We start from the raw sequence: 25,620 nt of genomic DNA on the forward strand, positions 1-25,620 counted from the left end.
AATGTCAGTAATTGAACTCAAAAACATTAATAAATACTTCGGCACCGGTACCAGTCGGGTGCACGTGCTGAGCGACGTCAACTTTGCCGCTGATAAGGGCGAACTCATTCTGGTTGTCGGCCCTTCCGGTTCCGGTAAGAGTACCTTTCTGACAATTGCCGGGGGATTGCAAACCCCTTCATCCGGAAAGGTGATTGTTGAAGGCCAGGATGTCGATCAGTTGACTAAAAAGCAGCGGGACAAGCTGCGGCTTAATCACGTTGGGTTTGTTCTCCAATCATATGCGTTAGTGCCATACCTGAAAGTCAAGGAACAGCTCGAATTCGTCAGGCGGGTTAAACGAACTGGCCTATTAAGTTCGGAGGATTTGCAGAGCTTGCTGGCACAGCTTGGGATCGAAGATTTGGTGGATAAATTTCCTGGGCAGTTATCTGGTGGCCAAACACAGCGGGTCGCCATTGCGCGGGCACTCTATGCCAATCCCGAAATTGTGTTGGCGGATGAACCGACGGCCGCCCTTGATTCGGCGCGGGTGGCCGAGGTAGGCAAACTCTTTAAGGAGCTTGCGGAAACCCGTAACAAGGCGGTTGTGGTTGTTACCCACGACATGCGATTGGCTGAATTTGCAGATAAGACGTACGAAATTTTGGACGGTAAACTAGGATTGAAACAACCGGCTCAAGAAACCTATTAATTAAATGACTATTCTGGAATGGTGGTGATTCATTGCTTTGGCAGTGACTTCGCCATTTTTTATACCAATTTATTCTAATGACTGGCGGGCTTGCGATTAGACTTAATCATATGGGCACTTTAAGACCGGATTCGCACGATCAACCGTTAAGTCACATGCTATACTGAATATGTAAGCGTTTGTGAAACCGCATTTTTGGATAAGGGGATGGTCCTAATCTTATACGTTGATGTTTCAAGTGGTGATGACTATCTGGTTCAACCCGCTATTGGCCAGTATCTATCGACTTACTTTATCACAAACCCCAAGTTTCAAGACGAGGTAATTTTCTTTTATCGGCCGAAAACACCGATTATTATCTGTGGGGTTAATCAAAATGTGTACTCAGAAGTTAATCTTGATTATTGCCGTGAACACGGGATTAAAATTGCTCGACGGGGTGCCGGTGGCGGTGCTGTTTACGTTGATCCAGGGAATCTGACTTACTGCTTTGTGGACAATGATAATGGCCATAACTATTTGAATTTTAAGCATTACGCGCAGAATGCAATTCTGACATTGAAGCAGCTAGGCGTTGACGCGGCAATGACTGGTAGAAACGATCTTACCGTTGATGGTAAAAAGTTTTCGGGGATGTCGGCCCTTAAAATCGGTAACCGGTTTTCGACTGGGGGAACGTTAATGGTTGACGTTGACTTGGACAATGCGACCCAGGCGTTACGGCCACCCAAAGCCAAGATGATTTCGAAGGGTGTTAAATCCGTTCATAGTCGGGTGACAAATCTCCGACCATATTTTAGTGCTCCGTATCAGGCAATCACGCTTCCGGAATTGCAAACCCGATTTTTAAAAAATCTCTTCAAAGTTTCCGACCTATCTGATATTCCGACCTACGTGATGACAAAAGATGACTGGCAGGAGATCGAAAAAGCAGCAACTGCTAAGTATGGGAATCCGGATTGGGTAATGGGAAAGCAAACCCATGATACTGCGTACCATTCCAGACACTTTTCCGGCATCGGCACGGTTGAAATTAGTTTCACCGTTTCCCACGGGATTGTGACCCATGCCAAGATCTTTGGTGACTTCAATAAGATGAATGGGAACCTGGGTGCGATTGAACGGGCGCTGGTCGGGGCGCCATACACCCACGCCAGTCTGACAGAGGCGTTCGTTCAGGGACGGGTTGCTGAAAACATTGGGGCGATTGAACCTGATGCCCTGGCTGATACGATGCTTGGTTCGCGGTATGCTGACAAAGCAAATATTAATCAATAGAGGAGGTTAATTCCTTAATGAGCGGTGAAGTACTTGGATCGATGTTTAATCAGAATAACTATTCAACTGCGAGAATGCGGGCAGTGTGGACTGACGAAAACCGCCTAAAAACGGTTTGTCAGGTTGAAACGGCAGTTGCCTACGCCATGGCAAAGAACGGGAAGATTCCGTTGAGCGCCTACGAGGAAATCAAGGCGAAAGTCGTTCCCGAAAATTATGACCTCACCCAGCTACGGTTGGCGGCGGCACGGGCGGGGCATTTTCTCGCCGGGTTTGTGAGTGAGTCTCAGAGTCTATTCGATGACGGTGCCGGTCAATTTCTTCATTACGGCGCGGCCAGTGAAGATGTTGAGGATACCTGCTATGTATTGCAGCTCAAACAGGCCGACCGAATTATCATGGATTATTTGGTTAAATTTGGGGATGTCCTGTATCACTTGGCGGATGGCTATAAAAAGACCCCTAGCGTGGCGATTGCTCACCGAACGTATGCGGCCCCTTCAACTCTGGGGTTTAAGCTGGCAGTCCAACTGAACGAATTGGATTATCTGATGCGGCGGCTTGACGCGCTTTCCAGCTTTACGTTTGCCGGCTCGTTAACTGGCGTTGAGGGACTATCCAACATGATTGGTGATCACTACGATCAGGTTGAAACTGACTTTTGTGATTACCTCGGCCTACAAGTGCCTGAGATGTATTGGCACACTCAGCGGGAACGGTTCACCGAATATTGCCACGTGCTGACGATGATTGCCCAAATGCTGGGAAAATTGGGACGAAACTTGCTGACGATGAGTCAAACGCAGGTTGGCGAATTTCAGGAGGACTATGCGCCCGGACGCCAGGGCTCCACAGTGATCCCGACGGTTCGCGAACCTTATATGTGTGAAGCAATTGTTAATTTAGCAACGGTTATTCGTGATGAAATGCCGTTGATGTATGATACGATGCAGGTGAGCGGTGAAAAAGATACAGCCGTTTGGCGGGATATTTATGTGGTTCTGCCGGAAATTACAATGTATTTATCTGGCCAGCTGAATTTTGCGACTACCGTTCTCAAAGAAGGACGCTTTAACGTGAACCGGATGGCGGAAAACTTTCTTTTAGATGATGGTACCATGTACTCGGGAGCGCTGATGATGGCTTTGGCGAAATCAATGGGCCGCCAGGATGCTCACGAGTTACTGGTTGATTTACGAGTTCAAGCAGATGATCGGCAGCAGTCGTTGCGTGATTGTTTCTATCAGGATCAAACAATCGCCAAGTATCTCAGCCATGATGATCTGAATCGGATCATGTCACCTGAGGCCGGGGTTCCCCACGCAGTTGAAAAAACAGACAAAATATTAAAACTCTACCGGAAACGGCATCCATTGAAAACAAGGAGTGATTCATAATGGCAAAAGCAGTTGATGACGCAAAGTATCTATGGCAAAAGAAGATGCCAAATGGGCATACCAGAATTGGGTTTAATGATGTTGCCCGTCAAGAAGTCGGTGAAATCTCGTTTGCGACCTTTCCTGAGGGGCTTGCCGAAGTGAAACTGGGGGACGTGATTCTCTCAATCGAAGGCGCCAAAGCGGTTTCCGAAGTGCACACTCCGGTTGCCGGTAAGGTAGCTAAAGTCAATTTGGCGCTCAAGGAGCATCCTGAGTATCTGGATAGTCCAGATGAGGAGAAAAATTGGGTTGTTGAATTGTTTTAGAATCATTTTATAACTGAAGATAATTAAAAGTCGGCGACCCATGAGGAATGGGAAGCCGACTTTTGTTACAGAAACAGGTGCCAGTTGGCATATAAAAGGGCCCTAGATTGTAACATTTGAATGAAATGACGCGTAAATTCGAATCTATAATAGGCGAGAATGATTATTTACCGCTGTTGAGCTTTCTGCCATTCCTGCTGGTAAGCATCAAAGGTTACGGGGTCAAAGCACACCATTGTCACATCCAATGGCGCCTCGAACGTTTGAATTTCGTGAATGGCAATCTTGGCTGCTGGGTTGAGTGGAAAGTCGAAAATTCCGGTACTAATGGATGGAAATGCAACCGTGTGGCAGTTGTTTTCGACTGCCCGTTTCAAACTGTTCCGGTACGAATTTGCCAATAATTCAGGTTCGTTTTGGTGGCCACCGTGCCAAATTGGTCCCGGGGTGTGGATCACAAATTTGGCGGGAAGGTTGAAGCCCGGAGTGACCTTTGCTTCACCGGTCGGACAGCCGTTAAGTTTCCGACAGGCCTCATCTAATTGTGGACCGGCAGCTCGGTGAATCGCGCCATCAACGCCCCCGCCGCCTGACAAAGCCGTATTCGCGGCGTTGACAATTGCGTCGACGTGCATTTGGGTGATGTCACCCTTGATTATGTTGAAATGTGCCATGTGATGACCTCCTTAGAAATAATGGTCGTTTCTAACTTTCATTTTACGCCGAAAACAGGATGGTGGTGAACACTTGGCGATGGCTTAATACCATTTCGAATTTGATTATCAGGGAAACTCTTTATTTCTTTTTGGAATATTTTTGTTATAATTAGAATACACAAAGAATAAAAATGGCGGTAATTTAGGTTTTAAACCGGTTTGTCACATTTAATTCTAATTAGTCGCTTTTGGAAGTGGTATTAACTAGAGATTGCCACGATAGGGTGGTTGATGACATTCAACCACTGATGAAGCGGTAAAACGAGAAACATTTAACGATGCTTATGAAGTCGCACATAGATTGGATTGGGTAATTATGGACATTAAAAAGTTTGTCGAACGACGAAAGGCCTTAAAGTTATCACAGATGAAGCTTTGCGAAGGGATTTGTACCCAGGCAACTCTCAGCAAATTCGAACGCAATGGGCGGGTTCCTTCATTGTCAATTCTCAATCGGCTTTGTGCGCGAATGGGGCTTACCGTTGATGATCTCAATCAAGATCCCGAAGCGTCCGTGGCGCGACTACGTGAGCAACTGGATGAAATTGAAGAAGACCTGATGATGGAAAATTACATGAAGGTCCAGGCAGCTCTGAAAAAGATTAAGGAAAACGACATTGAAGCAATTCCACTCAGGATGCAGTTCTTCTATTTGAGGGGGATGTTGCATGCCGTTACTAACAAAAAACCGGATGAAGTGCTATTTGATTTTACACAAATCCTAGATGATCTAGACGAAAAACATCAGACAATCTTTACCCAACTTGCTTATGTTGGCTCCGGAATTACTTACACACGCATCCATCAACCGGCGCGGGCTGACTTCTTCTTCAAAAAAGCGCATGAGTTTATTAACGCAACTTTGGCTCCCGCGGAAGCAAAGCAATTGAACAGTGATTATTTACGCATTTTAACGCTGTGCTTTTACACTGCCAATTATTATGCAAATAAAGATAATTATAAAGTCAGCGACCAACTCATCAAAAAGGGCATTGCGCTGTGTTCTCAAAAACACGTGACATACTATTTACCCCGACTGAAATTTTTAGCCGCCGAAAATGCGCGACACCAGGGAGCGGGGAAAGAAGATATTTCTCAGTTACTTGATGAGGCATTGGCGTTCGCGCGACTTAATCATAACGAAGTGATTGAGTTGCGAGTTGCGGCCTTTAAGAACGGGTTTATTACTAAAATTAAAGAATAGTTTGTGATCGCAAAACAATCTAAGATTAGATCCAGCTTGAACCTGAAATGAATCAGTTTCTGACTGGATCCAATCTTAGATTGTTTTTAAATTGGACTGGTGGCCTCAGAATTCAATCAAATGGTGGTGAACGGCATAGCGGACCAGTTCCGGCCGGGAATTGAGCGCTAATTTGTGCATAATACTAGCTTTGTGCGCCTCGACGGTTTTTGTGGAAATGAAAAGGCGGTTAGCGATTTCTTTGTTTGTATAACCCAGTGCCATTAACGGGAAAACCTCTCGTTCACGTTTTGACAAGCTGTGATAGCCCTTCAGATTCGAATCAATGCCATTGGACTCAATTTCTTTAATATCGGATTTTGATAGCGTGATATGAGAATCTATGTACTGCTTATCCGTGGCCAAAGCATTTAACCCGGCAATCAGCTCATTGTCTGGAGAACTCTTGAGAATGTATGACATGGCACCATTATGAATTGCTTTGTTGATATACTCCTGTTCTTCGTGCATTGAGAGGATCATGATTCGGATGTTTGGGAAATGATCATGAATTCGTTGAGTTGTGACCAGACCATTTTCGCCAGGCGGCATACTCAAGTCCATTACCAAAATATTAATGGGATGTTGTTCAACTAATGTGTAGGCATCGGTTCCATTGCCGGCTTCAGCAACCACTTTAAAATTTGGCTGGGCGTTAATTAGGTATGATAAACCTTTACGAACGACAGCGTGATCATCCGCAATTAAAACTTTTAACATTGCATTCACCTCACGATCGCTGCTGAATTGGAAATTTTGCGGATACAGTGGTTCCGCTCCCCAGTTTTGAATGGATTTCAAACGTGCCATTTAAGGCTTTGACGCGCTCATTCATATTCATTAGGCCCAGAGAATGGCCGTTGAAATGCTGCTGTTTAGGAACATCAAACCCGTGCCCATCATCGATTATTTCGAGCGTCACGTAATAGTCATGGGTTACGAGCAGGACATTAATTTCACGAGCCTCCGCATGCCGAAGAGCGTTGCTAATTGCCTCTTGGCCAATCCGATACAGAACGCTCTGAACATCCTGAGATAAATGGTCAGTTGTACAGGCACCAACTGTGTGAATGGTTACCCCAGTATTTTCGGTTAGCCGTTTGGCCAGGACTCGCAGTGCCGGCAGAAGCCCAAAATTATCGAGAACGGATGGGCGAATGTCCAGCGCCATCTCTTTGACTTCTTTTAAAACATCGTTGAGCTGTCGTTCAATCTCGTGAGTTAGTTCAGATCGCTCATCAGTTGGGATTCCCTTTTCGCCAAGTCGGCGGACGCCCATGATGGCTGAATAAACTCCCTGAGCAATACTGTCATGCAAATCTTGGGAAATGCGTTTGCGCTCTTTTTCATGCGCCCGGTTGACGTACTGATTAAGCTGGCGTTGTTGTGCGAGTTGGTCCACTCGTTTCAAGGCGCCCCGACTTTTCAACGTGATTGCGGTGACGTTTTCGTTGCTATCCAATTGATGATAGATCATGAAGTATTTCAAAACGTGGTCATGTTGCTGAGGAAGGGTGATCGGAATTGTAATGGTCGTCATATGATTTTTAATTGTACAGTTGTAGCAATCGTTGATTTGCGATTGATTTTCTGAAACGGCTGCTTGGGCGATCGCCATTAGATATTGAGGATCAACCGCGAACTTAGTATGTAGTTTCTGCGCGAGGTGGTTACTGACGATCGGTTGATGATTCTGGAAGATCCAAGTGGCGTCAGTTGCGTCATCGAAATATTGATGGATCCAGTCCTGGCTTTTGGACATTTTGATGGCCTCCTTCCATAATAATGTGAGAATTAATCATCGAATAATTCCATTTATCATTAAATTATAACAGGGTTAGAGAATAATAAAACCCATGATTTTTAAAAGTAAGTAAATTGAGCAGAATTTGGCTCAGTACAAAAAAATCCCCCGATAGAAAGGGGGATTTAGCTATTTCGACCGATCATTTTTCTACAAGTAATGTGACGGTACTGGTGCTTGTGAGGCGATCGTTATTCTTAATTTCTACGTGCCAGGTCTGGATTTTTCTGCCAGTGTGGACGGGCACAGCGGTGGCAGTTAAAACACCGCTACTAACGGCCGCAAGATGTTGCGTGGAGATGTCAATGCCAACCGCGTGGGAGTTGGCTGAGACGTTTTCATTAGCCCCCAAAGACGCTGCCGTCTCTGCCAATACGGCGTTGATGCCACCATGCACAACCCCATACGGCTGTTTAATCGAATCAGTCACTTCAAGTGATATAATTGCATTAGTTTTGTTGACGGCAATAATCTTGATGCCCAGCAAATCCATTAAGTTTTTCACGTAAATCACACTCCATATTGAAAGGATCGATTTTTAATGACTACGGTTAAATGGGAACCTGTTAAATCCTATAAAGAAATTATTTTTGAACGTGCTGATAAAATTGCGAAGATTACGATGAACCGGCCGGCTAAAATGAACGCCTTTACGCCGGTCACGGTTCAGGAAATGATTGATGCGTTTAATATCTGTCGTGATGATAGCACAATTGGGGTCATTATTCTAACTGGTGCAGGCGACAAAGCCTTTTCATCGGGCGGGGATCAAGGTGTTCGCGGCAACGGTGGTTACGTTGGCCCGGATCACATTGCCCGCTTAAATGTACTTGACCTTCAGCATTTGATTCGGATTATTCCCAAACCAGTAATTGCCATGGTTAAGGGCTGGTCCGTTGGGGGTGGCAACATTCTGCAATTGGTTTGTGATTTGACGATTGCCGCCGATAACGCGAAATTTGGTCAAACCGGTCCTAAAGTTGGGAGTTTTGATGCCGGCTATGGTTCGGGATACCTTGCTCGGGTAATTGGTCACAAACGGGCCAAAGAAGTCTGGTTCTTGAACAAGTTTTATAGCGCTGAGGAAGCTTACCAAATGAATTGGATCAATAAGGTGGTCCCGTTAGCCGATGTTGAATCCGAAACTTTGGATTGGTGTAACGAAATTCTGAAGAAGTCGCCAACCGCATTGCGATTTATTAAAGCGGCCATGAATGCCGACACAGATGGATTGGCTGGATTGCAGCAGCTTGGCGGGGATGCCACGATGCTGTTTTACACCACCGACGAAGGTAAAGAGGGTCGCGACGCGTTTAATGAGAAACGCAAACCTGATTTTGATAAGTTTCCGAAATTCCCATAAAGAGGTCATCACTCGTGGATAATTGGATTTTAAAACAAGCGGCGTTGTCACCCCAGCGAATTGCGGTGGACGACGGCCAAGCGAAGTTGACCTTTTCTCAGCTGGTTGGCCAACTCGAAACGCTCGCTGGGAAACTAGATCGGATTGGAGCCCTTAACGGAAACCGGGTTGCCATTATGACCCGCAATTCACTTCAGGGCTATTTAATGGCGTTGGCCGCCCTAGGCAGTGGTCAAACAATTGTCTGGCTTAATTGGCGATTGGCCGATGCCGAAATTAAACGGCAGCTCCAGGACAGCCGACCGACACTTTGTCTGGTCGATGACCAATTGTGGCGGCCGGCGTTTGATTCCCAATTCGTAAAGTTTAGCGATGTAATGGGGATTACGGTTTCTAAAAAACCGTTACGAAGTGAATTTGACCCGGAAGCAGTTGCCAGTATCATGTACACTTCTGGGACAACCGGGGCACCCAAGGGCGTTATGCAAACCTTTGGTAATCACTTGGCCTCCGCGCTCGCCTCGTCACTTAACTTAGGGGTGACCCCTAAGGATGAGTGGTTGTGTGCGGTGCCGATTTTTCACATTAGCGGTTTTTCGATCATGATGCGCGGCCTGATTTACGGCATGACCGTTAGACTGGTGGCGCACTTTGACCCGCAGACGGTGGATCGAATTTTAACGCACGAACCGGTTTCGACCATTTCCGTTGTGCCGTATATGCTTAAGAAGTTGTTAGATCTCCTGGAGCAACGGGGGAATCGTTATAACGCCAACTTTCGCTGTATGTTGTTGGGTGGCGGCCCCATTGACCGCCAAACCTTGACCCGTTGCCAACGGGCCGAAATTCCCGTCGTCCAGTCATATGGCATGACGGAAACCTGTTCGCAGATTGTCGCGTTAAATTATTCGGACGCTGATACAAGAATCGGATCAGTTGGTAAACCATTATTTTTGACCCAGATCAAATTAGCTGATGATTCTGGCGAAATTCTCATTAAAACCCCCGCGCTGACGCCGGGTTACCTTAACCGACCGGATGCACTTGCCGATAAGAAAACGGCCGATGGTTGGTATCGTACCGGTGATATCGGCCACTTCGATCAGGATGGCTTTTTGTTTGTGGACGGTCGAATCGATGACATGATCATTTCTGGTGGTGAGAATGTCTTTCCGGATGAGATCGAATCCGTTTATCTGGCCCGCCCAGACATTGATGAAATTGCGATTGTTGGCGCCGACGATCCTGAATGGGGCCAGACACCGGTTGCGTTTGTGGTTTCCGATCAGCCACTGGATTCTCAGAACTTGATCGAATATGGCCGTCAACGGCTGGCTCATTATAAGGTTCCTCATCGCTTCATTCGGATTAACCAGTTGCCGATGAACGCTGGCGGTAAAGTTCAACGATTTAAGCTGAAAGCGCAGCTCGACCAGTCGAATGAGTAATTAATTTAAACTGCAACCCGTTACACTTCATGTTTAGAATATGATATCGATAACAAAGGCGGCTCACCGAGGATCATTTGATTTGGTGAGCCGCCTTTATAAATGTTAAACGGTTAAATATCGCAAACTACTTTGCTGCAGCTTCTTTTTGATCGGTTTGAATTTGTTCCAAAGACTTGCCAGCAGTTTCCTTGAAGAAAATCTGGATGAAAAGTCCCATGATGATACAGAAGCCACCGAAGATAACGAATGTCCAAACGTCACCTAATTTATCCAACATGATTGGGAACAACTGGGTAACGACGTAAGTTGCCAACCAGAGAGCGGCTGAGGCAATTGATGAAGCCCGGCCACGAATCCGGTTAGGGAACATTTCGGAAATCAGAACCCAGGTACCACCGCCCCATGACATTTCGAAGCTGGCAGTATGCAGAACAATCAAGACGATGATGAAGACATCAAATGCCTTGCTGATCGGATTCTGAGCAAATAAGATCGCAATCAGAATTAAGCAGAGGGCCATTGCGTAACTGCCCCATTTGAGCATCCGCTTACGGCCAAGCTTATCGATTAAGCCCATGAAGAAGGCAACGAAGAGAACTTTGACAACCCCGATGAAGACCGTTTCGACCATGGCAGCATCGGCACCAGCACCGGCATTCTTGAAGATGGTTGGTGCATAGTAACCAACGGCGTTAACCCCAGTTAATTGCTGGAAGACCGAGCACATGATGGCAACGAAGAGGGCCATTCGGGTCCCCTTTTTGAAGAGGTCCTTGGTGAAACTCTTGTTGTGGCTTTCAGCGATGACGCTGGTTTTGATATCTTGAACTTGGTGATCAATTTCTTCCTTAGGTGAAACGGACATCTTTTGAAGAATTGACGACGCTTGCTCGGTGCGATCCTTATTGATTAAGAAACGCGGACTTTCTGGAATGAAGAATAACAGTATGAAGAAGACGATGCCGGGAATCATTCCGGCAAGAAACATCATCCGCCAACCGGTATCCTGGTTCCATTCCATTGAGTGGGTGTTCGCAATGATTGCGTTAACCAGGTAAACGATGAAAATTCCAGTGGCAATGGCTAATTGATAACCACCAACCATTTTCCCACGGATGTCCTTTGGCGCAATTTCGGCGATATAAACCGGAATTAAAGTGGAAACCATTCCGATTCCCAAGCCACCGACAAGCCGTGACACGATCATAACGGCGACGCTACCGGCCATTGCACAGCCCAAACCTGACAATGTAAATAAAATAGCGGAAACAAACATCACAATTTTACGACCAATTTTATCAGCCAACCAGCCGGCAATTAAACAGCCGAAGAAGGCACCCAGTGGAATCCCGCCTGAAACAAATCCAAGAACACCACTGGACATATGAAAGACTGGTCCGATAAAGTTAATGGCCCCAGACATAACCCCTTGGTCATAACCAAAGAGGAAGCCACCAAACGCGGCAATAATAACAGTAATCAATAAATATCTGGTATAAGTTTTCGACTTACCAGCCAAATGAATCATCTCCTAAATATAGTCAATCCGCCTGCAGTGAGCCAGGCAGCAAAATGCTGAACGATCCTCCCTTTTGCTGAATCCCGTCATCAGCAGTTTTATGTGGCGAATCAAAGGCGAAGCAACTAAGCTTTGTGAAAAAGTCAGCTGTTTTCATTGAATCCGCTTACAGAAACATTATAATCTGATACATCAGTATGTCAATATGAAATTGATATTTTACTAAAATTAAGCGATTTCAACTCGAATAAAGTAATGTAATTTGCTAATAATATTATTAATTAAGCATGAAATAATACTTGTCCCACTTAGTTTTAATAAGTATTCAGTTACCTGATATACTGGATTCGAAGGCTACGGCATGAACTTTATTGTTAATCAATACTAATATATTAGTTAAACGTTAATCAAAACGCGCTTTAACGCCTAGCAAAAGGGGGCTAATCCACTTAAGAATCCATGGATTAGCCCCCTTCGACTGTAATGTCTGGGTAGATATTATTTTGTGGGTGACCTAAAGCTCAGCGTTTGCTGGGCGGCCTCGGCCCGGATCGGACTGATGGGCATCTTGACGATCAATTCGCGCTCGCAGTGCCCAAAGGATTGTGACGGTATCCACGACCTCTTGAAATAGGGCGCCGATGATTGCCGGAATAACCCCAAAGCTGGCGATCAGCATCAAAATGGTACAGATGGCAATCCCAATTAAAACCGATTGGCGGGCCACCTTCATCGTATCCTTCGAAATGGCCACTGCTTTGCTGACCAAACTTAAATCATCTTTTAATACAACGGCATCCGCGGACTCACTGGCGGCAGTTGAACCGTGGGCGCCCATCGCAATGCCGACGTCAGCCATTGCCAGGGAAGGGGCGTCGTTGACACCATCACCGACCATGCAGACGGGTCTGTTTTTAGGGGTAACTTGTTCAATAACCTGAATCTTTTCTTTTGGTAGTTTTTCCGCGTAAACTTTATCGATGCCGACCTGATTGGCAATTTCCTGGGCAATTGGCCGCTGATCACCGGAAATCATCATTACCTGACGCACCCCCATTTGATGGAGGCTTTCCATTACCGATTTGGCTTCTGGGCGAAGTTCGTCCGAAAAACTGACGTAACCAACGTAGCGGTTATTAACGGAAACGTACACCGCCGTTTTATCGACTTTTTCAACTGGCTGGTCAGTCACAAATGACGCCTTACCAACCTTCACTAATTTTCCAGCAATTTTTGCGGAAACTCCTTCAGCGGTCACTTCCGTTACATCAGTAGCGGTTGGGATTTTATCCGGGATTGCCGCAACCAGTGACCTGGCCAGAATATGACCCGATTGTTGTTCGGCACCCGCCGCAAGTTGGAGTACCTGATCAGCAGAGTAGCCGTTGGTTCCGAAAATGTGGTCAACGGTGAGGTGCCCTTTGGTGATCGTGCCGGTCTTATCGAAAGCGAACGTTTTAGCCCGGGCAAGCTTCTCGATAATTGTCCCGCTCTTGACAATAATGCCGTTTCGACTGCCACGACTCATACCGGAAACCAGGGCAATCGGCGCCGCCAGAATTAACGGACATGGTGATGCGACCACGAGAACTTCTGCAAACCGCACCGGGTCACCAGCTAGATACCAGGCGATCCCGGTAATGATGTATGCGACCAGCGTAAATGGCACTGCGTAACGGTCGGCCATTCTGACGAAATGAGCCGGTTGCGCTTCAGCTTGTTTGACTAACCGAATAATGTTTTGGTATTGGCTGTCATCCGCCGTTTTATCGGCAACCATTCGAAATGAAGCGTCACCGTTCACGGCGCCAGACATGACGTTATCCCCGACCTGCTTACTAACTGGCCGGGATTCACCCGTGAGGGAGGCTTCATCAATTGAAATCCGGCCGTCAGTGACTGTCCCGTCAACGGGGATGACCTCCCCAGGCTTTACAAGGAGGCGGTCGCCAATGTTCACCGCGTCAATTTTAACGTCTTTAATATCGGTACCCTGAATTAAATGCGCCGAACTGGGCGAATTTTCAATGAGTGATTTCAGTTCCGAATTGGCCTTGTTGGCAGCGTAATCTTCCAACGCGTCACCACCCGTCAGCATGAGCAGCACGATCATCGCTGCCCAGTACTCCCCAACGGCAATCGTTGCGATAACGGCGGTAATCGCCAAAAGGTCGACGCCAAATTTGCCGGAACGAAGGGTCTTGACCATATCGATGAACATGAGCAACGCAATTAATGTTCCAAGAACAGAAATCGTGATTTGGGCATAGAGCGCCAGTCCGAAGCCAAATTGGAGAATGAGCGCGATGGCACTGACCACGAATACCCCCACTAACCGGTGGGAATTACTTAACTTGTTCATGATGGGACCTCCATTCCTTGATTACAAATAATCTCTACCTAGATTATAACAGTTCTAAAGTAGAAGGTCGATTAATACGCTCACTGATGAACAATTGGGATACTAAAAAGGATTTCCAACCATCATTGTCGGAAATCCTAGTTGATAAAGACTTATATTGATCAGGCTACTTTGATAAATGACTGAGCTGGTCGAAATCGGCATCACTTAGCTGAACGTTTGCTGCCGCAACGTTGTCTTCCAAATGTTGAATCGAAGAGGTGCCGGGGATTGGCAAGATGTTTGGTGAGCGTTTGAGCAGCCAGGCCAACGCAATCTGCGCTTCGGAAACCTGATACTTGTTTGCGATTGCGCTGAGGGGACTGTCTGCACCGGCTAATTTCCCGGTATTTAACGGAAACCACGGAACAAACGCCATGTGTTGAGATTCGGCATAGTCGACAACGTCATCATCCTTGTGGTCAGCGACGTTGTACAGGTTTTCGACCGCATCGATCTTGGCGTACTTTTGGGCTTCCTTGATTTGGTCAACGGAAACCTGACTGAGACCAATATGCTTAATCTTACCTTCGTCCTGCATCTTCTTAAGTTCGCCAACCTGATCGGCAATTGGAAAATGACTGTCGATTCGATGCAGGAACAAGAGATCTTCGTGATCGATCCCCAGGGTCATCATCGAGACTTCAACCTGTTGACGGAGGTAATTTGGTTCCCCATGGGGGGTCCAAATGCCAGGTCCCTGCCGGGTTTGGCCGACTTTATCGGAAATAAAGATTTTATCGCGGTTGGAAGCCTTTTTTAAGCCGGCCGCCAGATAACGGTCCGCGAACCACGGCCCGTACGAGTCGGCGGTGTCAAAGAAGTTAATCCCAAGTTCAGTCGCGTGCTGGATAACCGAAACGGCCTGGTTGGGATCCTTGTACGGCCCCCAAACCCCTGATCCAGTCAGCTGCATTGTTCCGTAACCCAGTCGGTTAATGGAAAATTGATCATCAAATTGATAAGTGCCTGCATTTGCTGCAGTTAAATCTGCCATGAATGCCACTTCCCTTAATAGTTTTGATCCAACTTTCATTTTCAGCGCTCACTAAAAGGAAGTCAACCATTGTGATTTTTACAAACTTTTTACAGTTGGCCAGACAATTAACGGTTTACCTCCGAACGATAATTAAGTGGTTGCGCTAAGGCACTAAATCCCCTGCAAAACTCGCATAGTTTTTAGGCGAAGCATGAATCAATGCCTTAAAAATTATTGTATACTAGCATAAAAGAACGTTAAATGATATTAATATCGATATCTTGAATGGAGCGTATCAAAATGGCCGATAAATACTATGGCACAATCATGGTTAACGTTTCTGGCGTCGAATTACTGATTGTCAATTTGAAATCATTGAAGGCGCTTGAACGGGTGAAAAAAGACATTAATTTGGGTGACGATGTTTATCAGGACAAGCCGGTTAAATTTGAATCAGTGGCGAAGGTTGCTGAGGCTTTGACCGGATTTGTTCAGATTTTAAACGATTATGGCGTCGAAAATTACCGTTTGTTTGGCAGCTCAGCGCTGTCACAGACCATTAACGCCGACTTTATTGCCGACCAACTACTGATTCATACTGGTCTGACAATTCGGTGGTTATCCATCAGTGAAGAGGTTTACTACCGGAATCAGGAAATCTCGGTTCAGCTTCACAAGCAGCGAAAGGCGAATCCCAATACCGTTTACTTGGTGGGAATCACGTCTGGGAACACGTCCATTACGCAGTTCGATAACGCAAAGTTTATCACTTCAGTTAACTTTTCACTCGGGCCCATTAAGATTGCCGAGGATCTCCAAAGCTTAAGAGAAACCGCGCCAAATTCCATTGGGGTGCTCAATGATTACATTGATAGTAAACTTAACGATTTCTATATCGGCAAACCATCCAGTTTTGTCCAGGATAAAGCCCCAACGAAGATTATTTTGCTGGGATCGCTGCCAGTTGAACGGTTGATTCGGGCTTATCAGAATACCGACCGGGAAATGTCTCTTTCAGTCGATGAATTTAATAATTTAATTGACGATATTATCGATGCTTCTGATCAGTATCTCATCGAGCAACTTCAGGTTGACGAGGATTTTGTGCCCCTGGTTTTGCCGGAACTCCTGTTGATTCGGCGGGTCATTCGCCTGACCAACGCCAAGGAGATCAGCTTCTCGGATTCGGGAATTGTTGACGGACTGGTTAATAATGAAGCCGTGAATCGGGGCTATTCAAAGCGTGATTTTATCCAGCAAACCATTACGATGGCGACCAACGTTGCTGACCATTACGACGTCGAGCCGGTCCACCGGGATTTAGTCACCCGATTTGCCCTTCATCTCTTCGATCAGTTGAAGCCCCTGCATAAACTGGGCGCTCGTGAGCGGGTGTTGCTCCATTTGGCGTCCATTCTGCATGACGTTGGTAATTACATCGGTATTCATGAGCACTACATTCATTCGGAATATATTATTCGGCATTCAGATATCATTGGGTTATCAAAGGATGAGACCCAAATTATTGCGGCAATTGCCCGCTATCACAGTGCGACGACGCCCAGTGAAGACATCAGCCATTTTCGGCATATCAGCGCTGAAAATCGCCGTCTCATTTCCAAATTGGCGGCCATTTTAAGATTAGCGGATGCTTTAGATGATGATCGCCAGCAGAAAATTCAGCGGATTTCGGTGTCAATTCGCACTCACAGTGTGGTAATCACGGTATTTAGTAACGCGAACCTCGCTTATGAAAATTGGGTGTTTAACACCAAGAGTCAGTTCTTCCAGGAAACATATGGGCTGAAGGCAGTATTGAAGCAAAGAAGGGTGAAAAACTGATGGCTAAAGTAAACTTTGAAAATCCAAAATATTATCAAAACCGGGAATTAAGCTGGATTGATTTCAATGACCGGGTCCTTGAAGAGGCCCGGGATAAATCCAACCCGTTATTAGAACGCGTCAAATTTCTTGGCATCACTCAGAGTAATATGGATGAGTTTGTCATGGTTCGGGTTGCGTCGCTTGCTAAATTAGTTGAAGTTCAGTGGGATGGCAAGGATGCTTCGGGGCTTTCAGCTGCCCAACAGTTAAAGGCGGTTAATGACAAATCCCACGAGCAGCTGGTAAAGCAGTATAGCACGCTGAATCGGATTATTTTACCGGCGATCAATCAGGTGGGAATCCACCTGCTAAAAGTTGAGAATTTAAGTGAATCACAATATCAATTCATCAAGGGATACTTCCACGATGAACTTTATCCGGTTTTGACGCCGATGGCCGATGATTCCTCACGGCCGTTCCCGTTCATTGGCAACGATACGCTCAACCTATCTTTACGATTGAACCATAAGGATGATGACAAATCCCTTTACGCCACGCTTCAGGTTCCAAGCATTTTTCCACGGGTGGTGAAGCTGCCGGGAGCCGATAATGACTTTATCTTGTTGGAAGACATTGTGAAACAGTTTGTCGATCAGTTATTTGTTAACTATGACATCCAGGAAGTTTCGACCTTTCGGGTGATCCGGGATATGGATTTGGATGTGGCCGAAGAAGATACGTCCGATTTGCTGAAAAAGGTTCAGCAACAGCTTAAATTGCGAGAGCACGGGAAGGTTATCCGGCTAGAAGTGGATTCTGACATCAGCAAGAAGTTGCGCAAACGCCTTGTTCGCGAGTTGGAAACGGACGAAGATTCCGTTTATGAAGTAAACGGGCCGATTGATTTGACCTTTTTGGGAAAACTTGCCAGTGCAGTCACTGGTCATGATGATTTAAAGTATCCGCCGTTCAAACCTTACCAAGCCCCAGAGTTGAATTCAGATCATAATATATTTGAAGCCATTCAACAGCATGATTGGTTAATGCAGCACCCATATGACAAATTTGATTCGGTCGTTGAATTTATTCGCCAGGCATCAATTGACAGTGAGGTTTTGGCCATCAAGATGACCCTTTACCGGGTATCTGGGAACTCCCCGATTATTAAGTATTTGGGAAGGGCCGCGCAAAACGGCAAACAGGTAACGGTTCTGGTTGAAGTTAAAGCCCGGTTTGATGAGGAAAACAACGTTCACTGGGCAAAACAGCTTGAACGAATGGGCTGTCACGTTATCTATGGCTTAGTCGGGTTAAAGACCCACTCCAAATTATCGTTAGTCGTTCGCCGTGAAGAAAGTGGTATTCGGCGTTACGTTCACCTTGGGACTGGGAACTATAACGATGTTACGGCTCATTTTTACACCGACATTGGCCTGCTGACCTGCAACAATGACATTGGCATTGACGTTACCAATATTTTTAACATGCTATCCGGATACTCGCGGCCGCCGTACTTTCACAAGCTTCATATTTCGCCTCGCGGAATTCGTGAATTCATCACGGAACGGCTGGACCAGGCAATTACGTATGCCAAAAATGGCCGGCCGGTACATGTTCGCATGAAGATGAATTCCCTTTCGGATAAGGACATGATTGCCAAGCTCTACGAAGCTTCTCACGCTGGCGTTCAGATTGATCTGATCGTTCGGGGAATCTGCTGCTTGAAGACCGGTATCAAGGGGATTAGCGATAATATCTCGGTTCATTCGATTGTGGGGCGTTTTTTGGAACACAGCCGAATTTACAGTTTTGACTTCGACGGCGAAAAGCAAGTCTACCTGTCCTCAGCCGATCTGATGACACGAAACTTGAATCGAAGAGTTGAACAGCTATTTCCGATTGAACAACCTGATCTGACCAAGCGGGTTTTGGATATCTACCAGACAATGTGGGATGATAATGTGAAGACCCGGTATCTGGCTGCCGATGGGACCTATAAACGGGTTGATCGGCGTGGCCGGGCGCCATTGAACTGTCAGGAATACTTTGCCAATCAGGCGACTCAGCTAACTGAAGCCCAGCAAAGTGAAGCGCACATGAACACAACTAACCAGTTTCAACCGATGATGAGTCCTGAAAATCAACCCGACCCGTTTGACGAAGACCAGGATGGGGGAGACAATCAGTAATGGAAAATTTTGCCGTAATCGATTTAGGCTCTAACTCAGTACGGATGACAATTAGTCGAATTAATGCTGACGGGACGTATGACACCCAGACGCAGATGAAGGAGTACGTTCGGTTATCTGAAAATATGGGACCGGAGAAGATTCTTCAACCCGATGCGATTGAACGCACGCTTCAGGCACTGCGGACTTTCAAGGACGTCTATTCAAAGCTGGATAACCTTGAGATCAAGGCCGTGGCCACCGCCGCAGTTCGGCAGGCAACCAATCAAAAAGAATTCTTAAAAAAGGTTAAGTCGGAGATTGGGATTAAGTTGGAAGTCATTTCCGGCGCTCAGGAAGCCTATTACGACTATGTTGGCGTTTCGGAGACGTTGCCGGCAACTAACGGCGTCATTATAGATACTGGTGGCGCCAGTGCAGAAATTATTCTGGTTCAAAATAGTCAGGTCACCAACTTAATTAGTATTCCGATTGGGTCGGTAACCCTGTCGTCAAAGTTTAATTTAGGGGACGCAATTCACCCTGAAGATTTATTTAAAGCCGTTATCTTTGTGAACAAGATTTTTCAAAGCGTTTGGTGGCTCAAAAATGGCTTGAATTTGCCGATTATTGGGCTGGGTGGCAGTAATCGAACCCTTGCAAAGATTAATCGCCGGTTCAATAACCTGCTGGACACCGATGATATTCATGGTTATCAGTTATCCGATACGCAGGTAAACGAAACTTTTGAAAAAATTGTCAGTCATGACTTGGAAGGCCGAAAAGCGGTTCCGGGAATTTCAAAGGACCGTGCCGATATCATCGTTGGCGGCCTGATTCCCGTGATCTTCTTAATGAATTATTTGGACTCTGATCGAATTACATTTTCAACCAGTGGGTTACGTGAAGGAATTCTGTTCGAACGTCTCCATAAAGTCTTGAAACAACGCGTTGAAAATAGCGAAGCATAATTTAAAAGTTTAGACCCGCTAATCTAAGATAAGATCTAGCTGGAAACCCATTGAGGCTTCTTGCCAGATCTCATCTTAGATTTTTTATTTGGCTTTTTTAGAGTGGGGCGACGAGTTTTAGCAAGCCGTTTGCCAAGGAGAAGGCCAGCTCATTGAAGTGATGAAGGGCAATGACGCCTGTATACAGCTTGTTGACGCCATTGTTAAAAATTGCGATAAGGGTTTGACCGTCAGACTTCAAGGTGTCGATGATTGTTTGGATTTTTTGCAAATCATTGTTATCAGAAATCTTATCGGATAACTGATTGAAATCTTTAATCAGATCGGCAAGCACGTCATGGCGGCCAATTGACTGTAACAGCGACAGGACGTGATTCTTATTCGGTGATGACAGCCGATCAATCGAGCTGACTAACCGATTAATGGCTGCCCGCTGCTTTTGAACGTTAATGATTCTCACTAAGTAGCCCCGCCAGATCCAACCATGAACGCGGTGATTGCCGTTGGTGACCCGATAGTACACGGCTCTATTGCCGTTGGTTTTGCGAACCGTGGCCGCCCGATCAGCGTAAAAAACGGTGAGTGGGTAATGGTCCGCGTTATGAAGTCTCTTTTTGAGGGCTGCGGATTGATAAAGGTAGCCACTAACTGCGTGATACGGGGCCTTCGCTAATTGCGAGGTAGAAATGACGGTGGCCGCTCTTACTGCCGGGATGTTCGGCTGAAACGCAAGCAGTGCCCAGCCGAATCCAAATGTCAGAATGGTAATAACTAATTTTTTCATCAATAATCAGACCTTTTGTGATAGTAAGTAACCAGGAAGAATTTACAAGATTCAAAATTGATATTTAGCTTAATTGTTTCAGAGGATGCTCAGAGTTGTGATCTTTTCATCCCCTTTTCCAGCCAATTGACCGGGCCGCCCACCAGCCGTTTTAAGCAAGCCAGCGCAATGAAAATGGCCGCGAAGCCCAACAATCTGATGATATCTTGAGAAAAGACGCTGAGATCCGTTCCACCCAGTGCTTCACGAAAACCACTGATGGCGTAAGTAAACGGTAAAAATGGGGCGAATTGCGCTAAGCCATGGGGGATGGTTTCCAGTGGATACAGACCGCCAGTTCCAAATATTTGGATGATCATCAGTAAGACGGCAATGACCTTGCCGGCATTGCCAATTAAAAAGACTAGCGAAAACGTCATGATTGTGAAGACCAACGTGGTGGTATAGGCAATTGCGAGAAAGGCGAGCACATTTTGCGGCCGAATCCCCAAAATCAGGAGTTCGCTTATCATGGTGACGGTGGTTTGGGTTAGGCTAATGCCCAGAAATAGGGTGAGTTTACCAACATACGTTTGGATCAGATTTGGATGAAGCCGGGTTTTGGATTCGAGTACGTAGCGCCATGCCAGGATAACGGTGAGTAGTAACGCGCCGATCCACATGGATAGCACGGTGTAAAACGGGGCTGCCGCATATCCAAATAATTTTAAGTGATACTGCTCGGTAGTCTTTAACTGGGTTGGGGATGCCAAGAGGTTGGCCAGCTGTGGACTTCTGCCCAGCAACTGAACTAACTGCTTGAGGTTCTTCTTATTTAAGAAGGCCGCTTTTTCATTGAGATCACGAAGGGTTCCCGAAACGTTATCTAAGCGCTGATTGATGCGACTAACCTGCCCCTTTGAAATGGCGGCAATGCTGCCGCCGGCATCTTGAATGGCCTGCAGCTGGGGAGTCAGGGAGCGAAGGGATGAAATGGCGGTATCGTTATCACTTAGATGCCGACTGATCAGATCGGTGAGGTCGTCTAGAGAAGGACTGACATTACTGGTAAAAGTGGTGGCAGCCTCATCAAGCTGGTTAGTTAGTGAGTTTGCGGCTTGATTTAACTGGTTGATTGATCGCCGTGCTTGGGCGGTTTTCCCCGCCGCCATCAGCTGGCGCAGCTGAGAAATTGCCTGTCGTTGGTGCGTCAATTGTGATTTGACGCCAGCCAGGTCTTTAATCAGCCTGGTTGCCGTGTTGTTTGGCAGGATGTTGTTAATGATGTCCAATGTTTTGAGCGCTTGATTGATTTGATCGCGCATGGCTTGGTTTGCCGCGGTTACGCTGGCAAGTTCATCGTTGGTGGCAGTGGTATGCTGGTGGTTTTCCAGATTAACCAGCAGTGTTCCCAGTGACGATTGAACTTGGGTCGCTTGGTCGCGAAGGCGGTCCAAATCGGTACTCAGGTCACTCTTCGCAGCGGTGGCCGTTCGGTCGGTTTCCTGGGCAAGCGCCTTTCCCTGACGGACGACGGCTTCCAGATGGCTAATTTGGGATGATACCCGGGGGATGTTGTGCTTGATGCTTTTAAGGTAGGCCTGGACATCATCAGCATTGCGATCAACACGTTTGAGGTAACGTTGAGTTTGATTAATATCATGAATTGCACTTACCAAAGTTGCGTGGATCTGGAGGATCTGGGGCTGTTTTTCGTTGATCTTCGTGCCGACCACGTTCATTTGCTTGATGACTTCTTTTCCGGCGATCTTCGTGAAATTCTCCCGAATCTCCTGGGCGAGGGTATCCCGCGCTTGGCCGGTAATGATGGTGGCCGCCGGATTGAGCTTTTCGTTTGATTTGTAGATCAACGTTGCCTTTTCAGGACTGTCGGTGGCTAAAGTTGCCAACCGGCTTGAAAAATCATTGGGAATTTCAATGAGGGCGTAATATTTCCCCTGGTCCAGTCCGTTATTGCCTTGCCAATCGTTAGTGAGCACCCAATTAATATTATGATTGCGTTTCAACTGATGGGTGACCTCGCTGCCGACATTGAGGTGAGTGCCGTTGACGGTGCTGCCCTCGTCATTGTTGACCACGGCAATGGGCAGGCGACGGGTATTCGTTTGAGCATACGGATTCCATGAGACTTTAATATTTAACGTCGCGTAAATTGCGGGCACAAGACAAAAGGCGATCAGTGTGATTAACACTGGTCGGCTTTGAAAAACATGTTGGAAATCCCGTTTAATTAATGTTGTTAGTGTTCGCATTGTGTCTCGCCCGTTATTTTTATAACCTAATCGATAATTGAAATGTTAACGCATTTTTATTAGATAGCGCTTGTTAACAGTTAACAGACGCACTACAATATGCTATAGCTATTTTAACCACAAATGCTGGAAAATTCAATGGATAGGCAGTCATTTGCCCGGTGGTTAAATCGTTAAATTTGGTAAGTGACTGGGATGACGGGAGACAAAAATGGCAACAATCAGGGATGTCTATCATCGTGATTTACACGCAATCTTGAAAAATCCGGCCGCGTTGCTGACTGTGTTTGTGCTGTGCATTTTACCGAGCCTGTACACCCTTGTTAACGTATCGGCAATTTGGAATCCTTATCGTCCCAGCGAAACCCACCACATTGCCGTTGCGGTGGTTAACCAGGATCAGGGGACCGCGCTGCGCGGTAAATCGGTCAACTTAGGCAAAGCAGTTGTTAATAAGCTCCACGACAATCACCAGATTGGCTGGCGGTTTGTTGACGCGCAAACGGCCAACGACCAGTTGAAACAGGGGAACTACTACGCGGAAATTATCATTCCAAAAAACTTTTCTCGGCGGCTGGCAAGCATTGCGACCGCCCATCCGCAACGGGCAACCGTGATTTATCGCACGAATACGAAGGATAGTCCGATGGGATTGAAGATGACCGAGACGGCGGCGAAGTCTTTGGTCAACCAGATTCAACAAAATCTTGTATACAATGTTAATAAAATCGCCTTTTCCTATCTCAATCAGTTAGGCGATAAAGCCCACCATAATGAATCTGAAATGATGAACCTAAAGGATTTGATTATCGCCCTGGGTGACAGTATGGATTTAGCGACGGCATCGGTTTCGACCATTCACGATACTGCCAGTGATATGGGCGTGGCGCTTGCGGCGTTTAAACCCGTGATTACACAGGCTCAGCACGTTGACGTTGTTGGGGATGCCAATGGGGCGTTAAAAGACCAGTTAACCACGACCAAATCAGCTGTTAATCGGGGGTTCGCTGATTTTTCAACGGACTTGTCAACCACGGCTGCCCAAGCCCAAACGGTTAATCGGCTTGCCAAGCAATTGGGCAGGCGGGCTTCGGCAACTAATCGAGGACTTATTAATCGTCAAATCGAGACCCTCTCAACGCAATTAACACTCTTAAAAAGCCAAGTGACGCCGTTAAACGCCTTTTTAAAGACGGTTAATCAGCAGAAAAATTTGGCGCAACTTAATGGGTTGGAAGCCATGCTTGGCGGCACCCAAGCCCTCATTAATCAGCAAACGGCTTCGCTCACGGCCCTTAAAAAGGGATTAAATACTACCGGCCAAGTAAATCAACGGCTTTATGACCAGTTGTTAAGTCAAAGCCAACGAACGGCTGATAAAATGCGGCTGCTGGTGGGGCAGTACCAGCGTGAAGTTCGGACCGGCACGAACGCGATTGGCGATCATTTGATTGCGACTATCACGCAGTCGCAACAACTCCTAACCACCTTAAAAAGGGGATCCGCGTTGAACGAGAAGATGTTGACGACCATGATTCAGGGTAACCAGCTAGTTGCGACTTCAACGGGAAAGCTGGAAGATAAGCTGACTGCCGGTAAGGCGACGATTGTTGGTGTCAGTAATCGGTTAAAACTCACCAGTGATCGTAATATAGCGGCCATTATATCTGTGCTGCAGAGCAGTCCCGGCCTGATGGGAAGCACGCTTGCCAAGCCGTTTAATATTAAAAATGAAGATATTTATCGGGTTACCAGCTTTGGCGCCGCATTTGCGCCGTCATACATGGCATTATCGATCTGGGTTGGCTGCACAATGCTGGTTGCCGTGCTGCACACAGCCGCGCCTCGTGAGGGGAAATTACGTAAACTGACCGATCGTACAGAATATTTGGGTAAACTGATGATCTTCATGACCCTATCACTCATTCAAACCTTGATTGTGACACTGTCGACCATGTTTATTCTGCCAATCCATGCCGAAAGCCCCCTGTTGTTACTATTAACCGGGGGAATTATTTCCATTGGGTTTATGATCATTATTTACACATCGGTGTGCCTGTTTGGAAATTTGGGGAAGGCCCTCGTAGTGGCGCTACTCGCAACCCAGCTTGCGGGCAGTGGGGCGATTTACCCGATTCAATTGAGTCCGCTGGCGTTTCGATTAATTCAACCCCTATTTCCATTTGCATACGGGGTGAGTGGCTTCCGAGAGGCAATTGGCGGACCGAATATTGGAACAGTTGCGACAAACTTCTTCGTTCTGGCTGTCATGGCGGGGATAATGTTGTGGCTGGGACTTTTAACGAAGCGGCCGCTTAAACACCAGACTGATCGTTTGACTCGCGATTTTCAAAAAACGGGATTGGGACAGTAATCTATCAGCTAGTCGGTTGGACGCCAACCAACTAAATAAAAACGGATCCGGCGCATTGAAGTACTGAGCTATACCCCCAAAGTTAAAGTAAAAA

At 46.5% G+C, this 25,620-nt stretch carries 20 protein-coding genes; 11 read left to right on the forward strand and 9 right to left on the reverse strand.

The window, feature by feature from the left end:
- Position 1 precedes the first annotated feature (1 nt).
- The 4 genes from FD47_RS05835 to FD47_RS05850 all read left to right on the forward strand — a co-directional run bounded on the left by FD47_RS05835 (position 2) and on the right by FD47_RS05850 (position 3,677).
- Entirely contained in the window at positions 2-694 is a 693-nt protein-coding gene (locus FD47_RS05835) for an ABC transporter ATP-binding protein (protein ID WP_054733830.1), read from the forward strand.
- 207 nt (positions 695-901) lie between these two features.
- On the forward strand, positions 902-1,972 hold the full coding sequence (locus FD47_RS05840) for a lipoate--protein ligase (protein WP_054733828.1): 1,071 nt from the start codon (positions 902-904) through the stop codon (positions 1,970-1,972).
- A 17-nt stretch (positions 1,973-1,989) separates the two neighbouring features.
- A complete protein-coding gene (locus FD47_RS05845; protein WP_138467308.1) occupies positions 1,990-3,369 on the forward strand; it encodes a lyase family protein in 1,380 nt (459 codons plus the stop codon).
- A complete protein-coding gene (locus FD47_RS05850; RefSeq protein ID WP_008215349.1) occupies positions 3,369-3,677 on the forward strand; it encodes a glycine cleavage system H family protein in 309 nt (102 codons plus the stop codon). Before FD47_RS05845 ends, FD47_RS05850 begins: the two co-directional genes overlap by 1 nt.
- Before the next feature lie 167 nt (positions 3,678-3,844).
- Here the strand turns inward: FD47_RS05850 and FD47_RS05855 are convergent, their stop codons facing one another.
- Entirely contained in the window at positions 3,845-4,351 is a 507-nt protein-coding gene (locus FD47_RS05855) for an O-acetyl-ADP-ribose deacetylase (RefSeq protein ID WP_056980205.1), read from the reverse strand.
- 358 nt (positions 4,352-4,709) lie between these two features.
- Between FD47_RS05855 and FD47_RS05860 the strand changes: the two genes are divergently transcribed.
- The gene (locus FD47_RS05860; protein WP_056980207.1) at positions 4,710-5,597 is read left to right on the forward strand and encodes a helix-turn-helix domain-containing protein; all 888 of its coding nucleotides are present in this window, start codon (positions 4,710-4,712) and stop codon (positions 5,595-5,597) included.
- Between the two features lie 105 nt (positions 5,598-5,702).
- Here the strand turns inward: FD47_RS05860 and FD47_RS05865 are convergent, their stop codons facing one another.
- The 3 genes from FD47_RS05865 to FD47_RS05875 all read right to left on the reverse strand — a co-directional run bounded on the left by FD47_RS05865 (position 5,703) and on the right by FD47_RS05875 (position 7,945).
- Positions 5,703-6,356 carry a response regulator transcription factor gene (locus tag FD47_RS05865; RefSeq protein WP_054733825.1) on the reverse strand — a complete coding sequence of 218 codons (654 nt, stop codon included), beginning with the start codon at positions 6,354-6,356 and terminating at the stop codon, positions 5,703-5,705.
- A gap of 10 nt (positions 6,357-6,366) precedes the next feature.
- Positions 6,367-7,398, reverse strand: a complete 1,032-nt coding sequence (locus FD47_RS05870) for a sensor histidine kinase (protein ID WP_054733822.1) — start codon at positions 7,396-7,398, stop codon at positions 6,367-6,369.
- Positions 7,399-7,582: 184 nt separating this feature from the next.
- Positions 7,583-7,945 carry a PaaI family thioesterase gene (locus tag FD47_RS05875; protein ID WP_054733819.1) on the reverse strand — a complete coding sequence of 121 codons (363 nt, stop codon included), beginning with the start codon at positions 7,943-7,945 and terminating at the stop codon, positions 7,583-7,585.
- Positions 7,946-7,981: 36 nt separating this feature from the next.
- On the opposite strand from FD47_RS05875, the gene menB reads away from it, so the two are divergent.
- Positions 7,982-8,803, forward strand: coding sequence for a 1,4-dihydroxy-2-naphthoyl-CoA synthase (gene menB, locus FD47_RS05880; RefSeq protein ID WP_054733816.1), 822 nt, complete (start codon positions 7,982-7,984; stop codon positions 8,801-8,803).
- A 14-nt stretch (positions 8,804-8,817) separates the two neighbouring features.
- Positions 8,818-10,251, forward strand: a complete 1,434-nt coding sequence (locus FD47_RS05885) for an o-succinylbenzoate--CoA ligase (RefSeq protein WP_054733814.1) — start codon at positions 8,818-8,820, stop codon at positions 10,249-10,251.
- Between the two features lie 127 nt (positions 10,252-10,378).
- On the opposite strand, the gene FD47_RS05890 is transcribed toward FD47_RS05885, so the two are convergent.
- The 3 genes from FD47_RS05890 to FD47_RS05900 all read right to left on the reverse strand — a co-directional run bounded on the left by FD47_RS05890 (position 10,379) and on the right by FD47_RS05900 (position 15,171).
- Positions 10,379-11,782, reverse strand: a complete 1,404-nt coding sequence (locus FD47_RS05890; RefSeq protein WP_056980208.1) for a sugar porter family MFS transporter — start codon at positions 11,780-11,782, stop codon at positions 10,379-10,381.
- A 505-nt stretch (positions 11,783-12,287) separates the two neighbouring features.
- A complete protein-coding gene (locus FD47_RS05895) occupies positions 12,288-14,135 on the reverse strand; it encodes a heavy metal translocating P-type ATPase (protein WP_056980210.1) in 1,848 nt (615 codons plus the stop codon).
- Positions 14,136-14,301: 166 nt separating this feature from the next.
- Positions 14,302-15,171, reverse strand: coding sequence for an aldo/keto reductase (locus FD47_RS05900; protein ID WP_054733811.1), 870 nt, complete (start codon positions 15,169-15,171; stop codon positions 14,302-14,304).
- A gap of 282 nt (positions 15,172-15,453) precedes the next feature.
- Between FD47_RS05900 and FD47_RS05905 the strand changes: the two genes are divergently transcribed.
- The 3 genes from FD47_RS05905 to ppx are packed head-to-tail and all read left to right on the forward strand — an operon-like array spanning position 15,454 to position 20,116.
- Positions 15,454-16,995, forward strand: coding sequence for a Ppx/GppA phosphatase family protein (locus tag FD47_RS05905; RefSeq protein ID WP_054733808.1), 1,542 nt, complete (start codon positions 15,454-15,456; stop codon positions 16,993-16,995).
- Positions 16,995-19,166, forward strand: a complete 2,172-nt coding sequence (locus FD47_RS05910) for an RNA degradosome polyphosphate kinase (protein WP_056980212.1) — start codon at positions 16,995-16,997, stop codon at positions 19,164-19,166. The genes FD47_RS05905 and FD47_RS05910 overlap by 1 nt, the downstream gene beginning before the upstream one ends.
- Positions 19,166-20,116 carry an exopolyphosphatase gene (gene ppx / locus FD47_RS05915; RefSeq protein ID WP_008215438.1) on the forward strand — a complete coding sequence of 317 codons (951 nt, stop codon included), beginning with the start codon at positions 19,166-19,168 and terminating at the stop codon, positions 20,114-20,116. Before FD47_RS05910 ends, ppx begins: the two co-directional genes overlap by 1 nt.
- A gap of 97 nt (positions 20,117-20,213) precedes the next feature.
- On the opposite strand, the gene FD47_RS05920 is transcribed toward ppx, so the two are convergent.
- Both FD47_RS05920 and FD47_RS05925 read right to left on the reverse strand, forming a co-directional pair.
- Positions 20,214-20,900, reverse strand: coding sequence for a D-alanyl-D-alanine carboxypeptidase (locus FD47_RS05920; RefSeq protein WP_225352791.1), 687 nt, complete (start codon positions 20,898-20,900; stop codon positions 20,214-20,216).
- Positions 20,901-20,989: 89 nt separating this feature from the next.
- Positions 20,990-23,152: a YhgE/Pip domain-containing protein gene (locus FD47_RS05925; RefSeq protein ID WP_054733798.1), complete on the reverse strand. Its 2,163-nt coding sequence runs from the start codon at positions 23,150-23,152 to the stop codon at positions 20,990-20,992.
- Between the two features lie 211 nt (positions 23,153-23,363).
- On the opposite strand from FD47_RS05925, the gene FD47_RS05930 reads away from it, so the two are divergent.
- The gene (locus FD47_RS05930; RefSeq protein WP_056980214.1) at positions 23,364-25,526 is read left to right on the forward strand and encodes a YhgE/Pip domain-containing protein; all 2,163 of its coding nucleotides are present in this window, start codon (positions 23,364-23,366) and stop codon (positions 25,524-25,526) included.
- Positions 25,527-25,620: the final 94 nt, after the last annotated feature.

It is taken from the genome of Lentilactobacillus parafarraginis DSM 18390 = JCM 14109, assembly GCF_001435895.1.
Taxonomy (GTDB): domain Bacteria; phylum Bacillota; class Bacilli; order Lactobacillales; family Lactobacillaceae; genus Lentilactobacillus; species Lentilactobacillus parafarraginis.

Coding starts and splice junctions, on each gene's coding strand:
- FD47_RS05835 (WP_054733830.1), top strand. CDS start 2: ATGTCAGTAATTGAACTCAAAAACATTAATAAATACTTCGGCACCGGT.
- FD47_RS05840 (WP_054733828.1), top strand. CDS start 902: ATGGTCCTAATCTTATACGTTGATGTTTCAAGTGGTGATGACTATCTG.
- FD47_RS05845 (WP_138467308.1), top strand. CDS start 1,990: ATGAGCGGTGAAGTACTTGGATCGATGTTTAATCAGAATAACTATTCA.
- FD47_RS05850 (WP_008215349.1), top strand. CDS start 3,369: ATGGCAAAAGCAGTTGATGACGCAAAGTATCTATGGCAAAAGAAGATG.
- FD47_RS05855 (WP_056980205.1), bottom strand. CDS start 4,351: ATGGCACATTTCAACATAATCAAGGGTGACATCACCCAAATGCACGTC.
- FD47_RS05860 (WP_056980207.1), top strand. CDS start 4,710: ATGGACATTAAAAAGTTTGTCGAACGACGAAAGGCCTTAAAGTTATCA.
- FD47_RS05865 (WP_054733825.1), bottom strand. CDS start 6,356: ATGTTAAAAGTTTTAATTGCGGATGATCACGCTGTCGTTCGTAAAGGT.
- FD47_RS05870 (WP_054733822.1), bottom strand. CDS start 7,398: ATGTCCAAAAGCCAGGACTGGATCCATCAATATTTCGATGACGCAACT.
- menB (WP_054733816.1), top strand. CDS start 7,982: ATGACTACGGTTAAATGGGAACCTGTTAAATCCTATAAAGAAATTATT.
- FD47_RS05890 (WP_056980208.1), bottom strand. CDS start 11,782: ATGATTCATTTGGCTGGTAAGTCGAAAACTTATACCAGATATTTATTG.
- FD47_RS05895 (WP_056980210.1), bottom strand. CDS start 14,135: ATGAACAAGTTAAGTAATTCCCACCGGTTAGTGGGGGTATTCGTGGTC.
- FD47_RS05900 (WP_054733811.1), bottom strand. CDS start 15,171: ATGGCAGATTTAACTGCAGCAAATGCAGGCACTTATCAATTTGATGAT.
- FD47_RS05905 (WP_054733808.1), top strand. CDS start 15,454: ATGGCCGATAAATACTATGGCACAATCATGGTTAACGTTTCTGGCGTC.
- FD47_RS05910 (WP_056980212.1), top strand. CDS start 16,995: ATGGCTAAAGTAAACTTTGAAAATCCAAAATATTATCAAAACCGGGAA.
- ppx (WP_008215438.1), top strand. CDS start 19,166: ATGGAAAATTTTGCCGTAATCGATTTAGGCTCTAACTCAGTACGGATG.
- FD47_RS05920 (WP_225352791.1), bottom strand. CDS start 20,900: ATGAAAAAATTAGTTATTACCATTCTGACATTTGGATTCGGCTGGGCA.
- FD47_RS05925 (WP_054733798.1), bottom strand. CDS start 23,152: ATGCGAACACTAACAACATTAATTAAACGGGATTTCCAACATGTTTTT.
- FD47_RS05930 (WP_056980214.1), top strand. CDS start 23,364: ATGGCAACAATCAGGGATGTCTATCATCGTGATTTACACGCAATCTTG.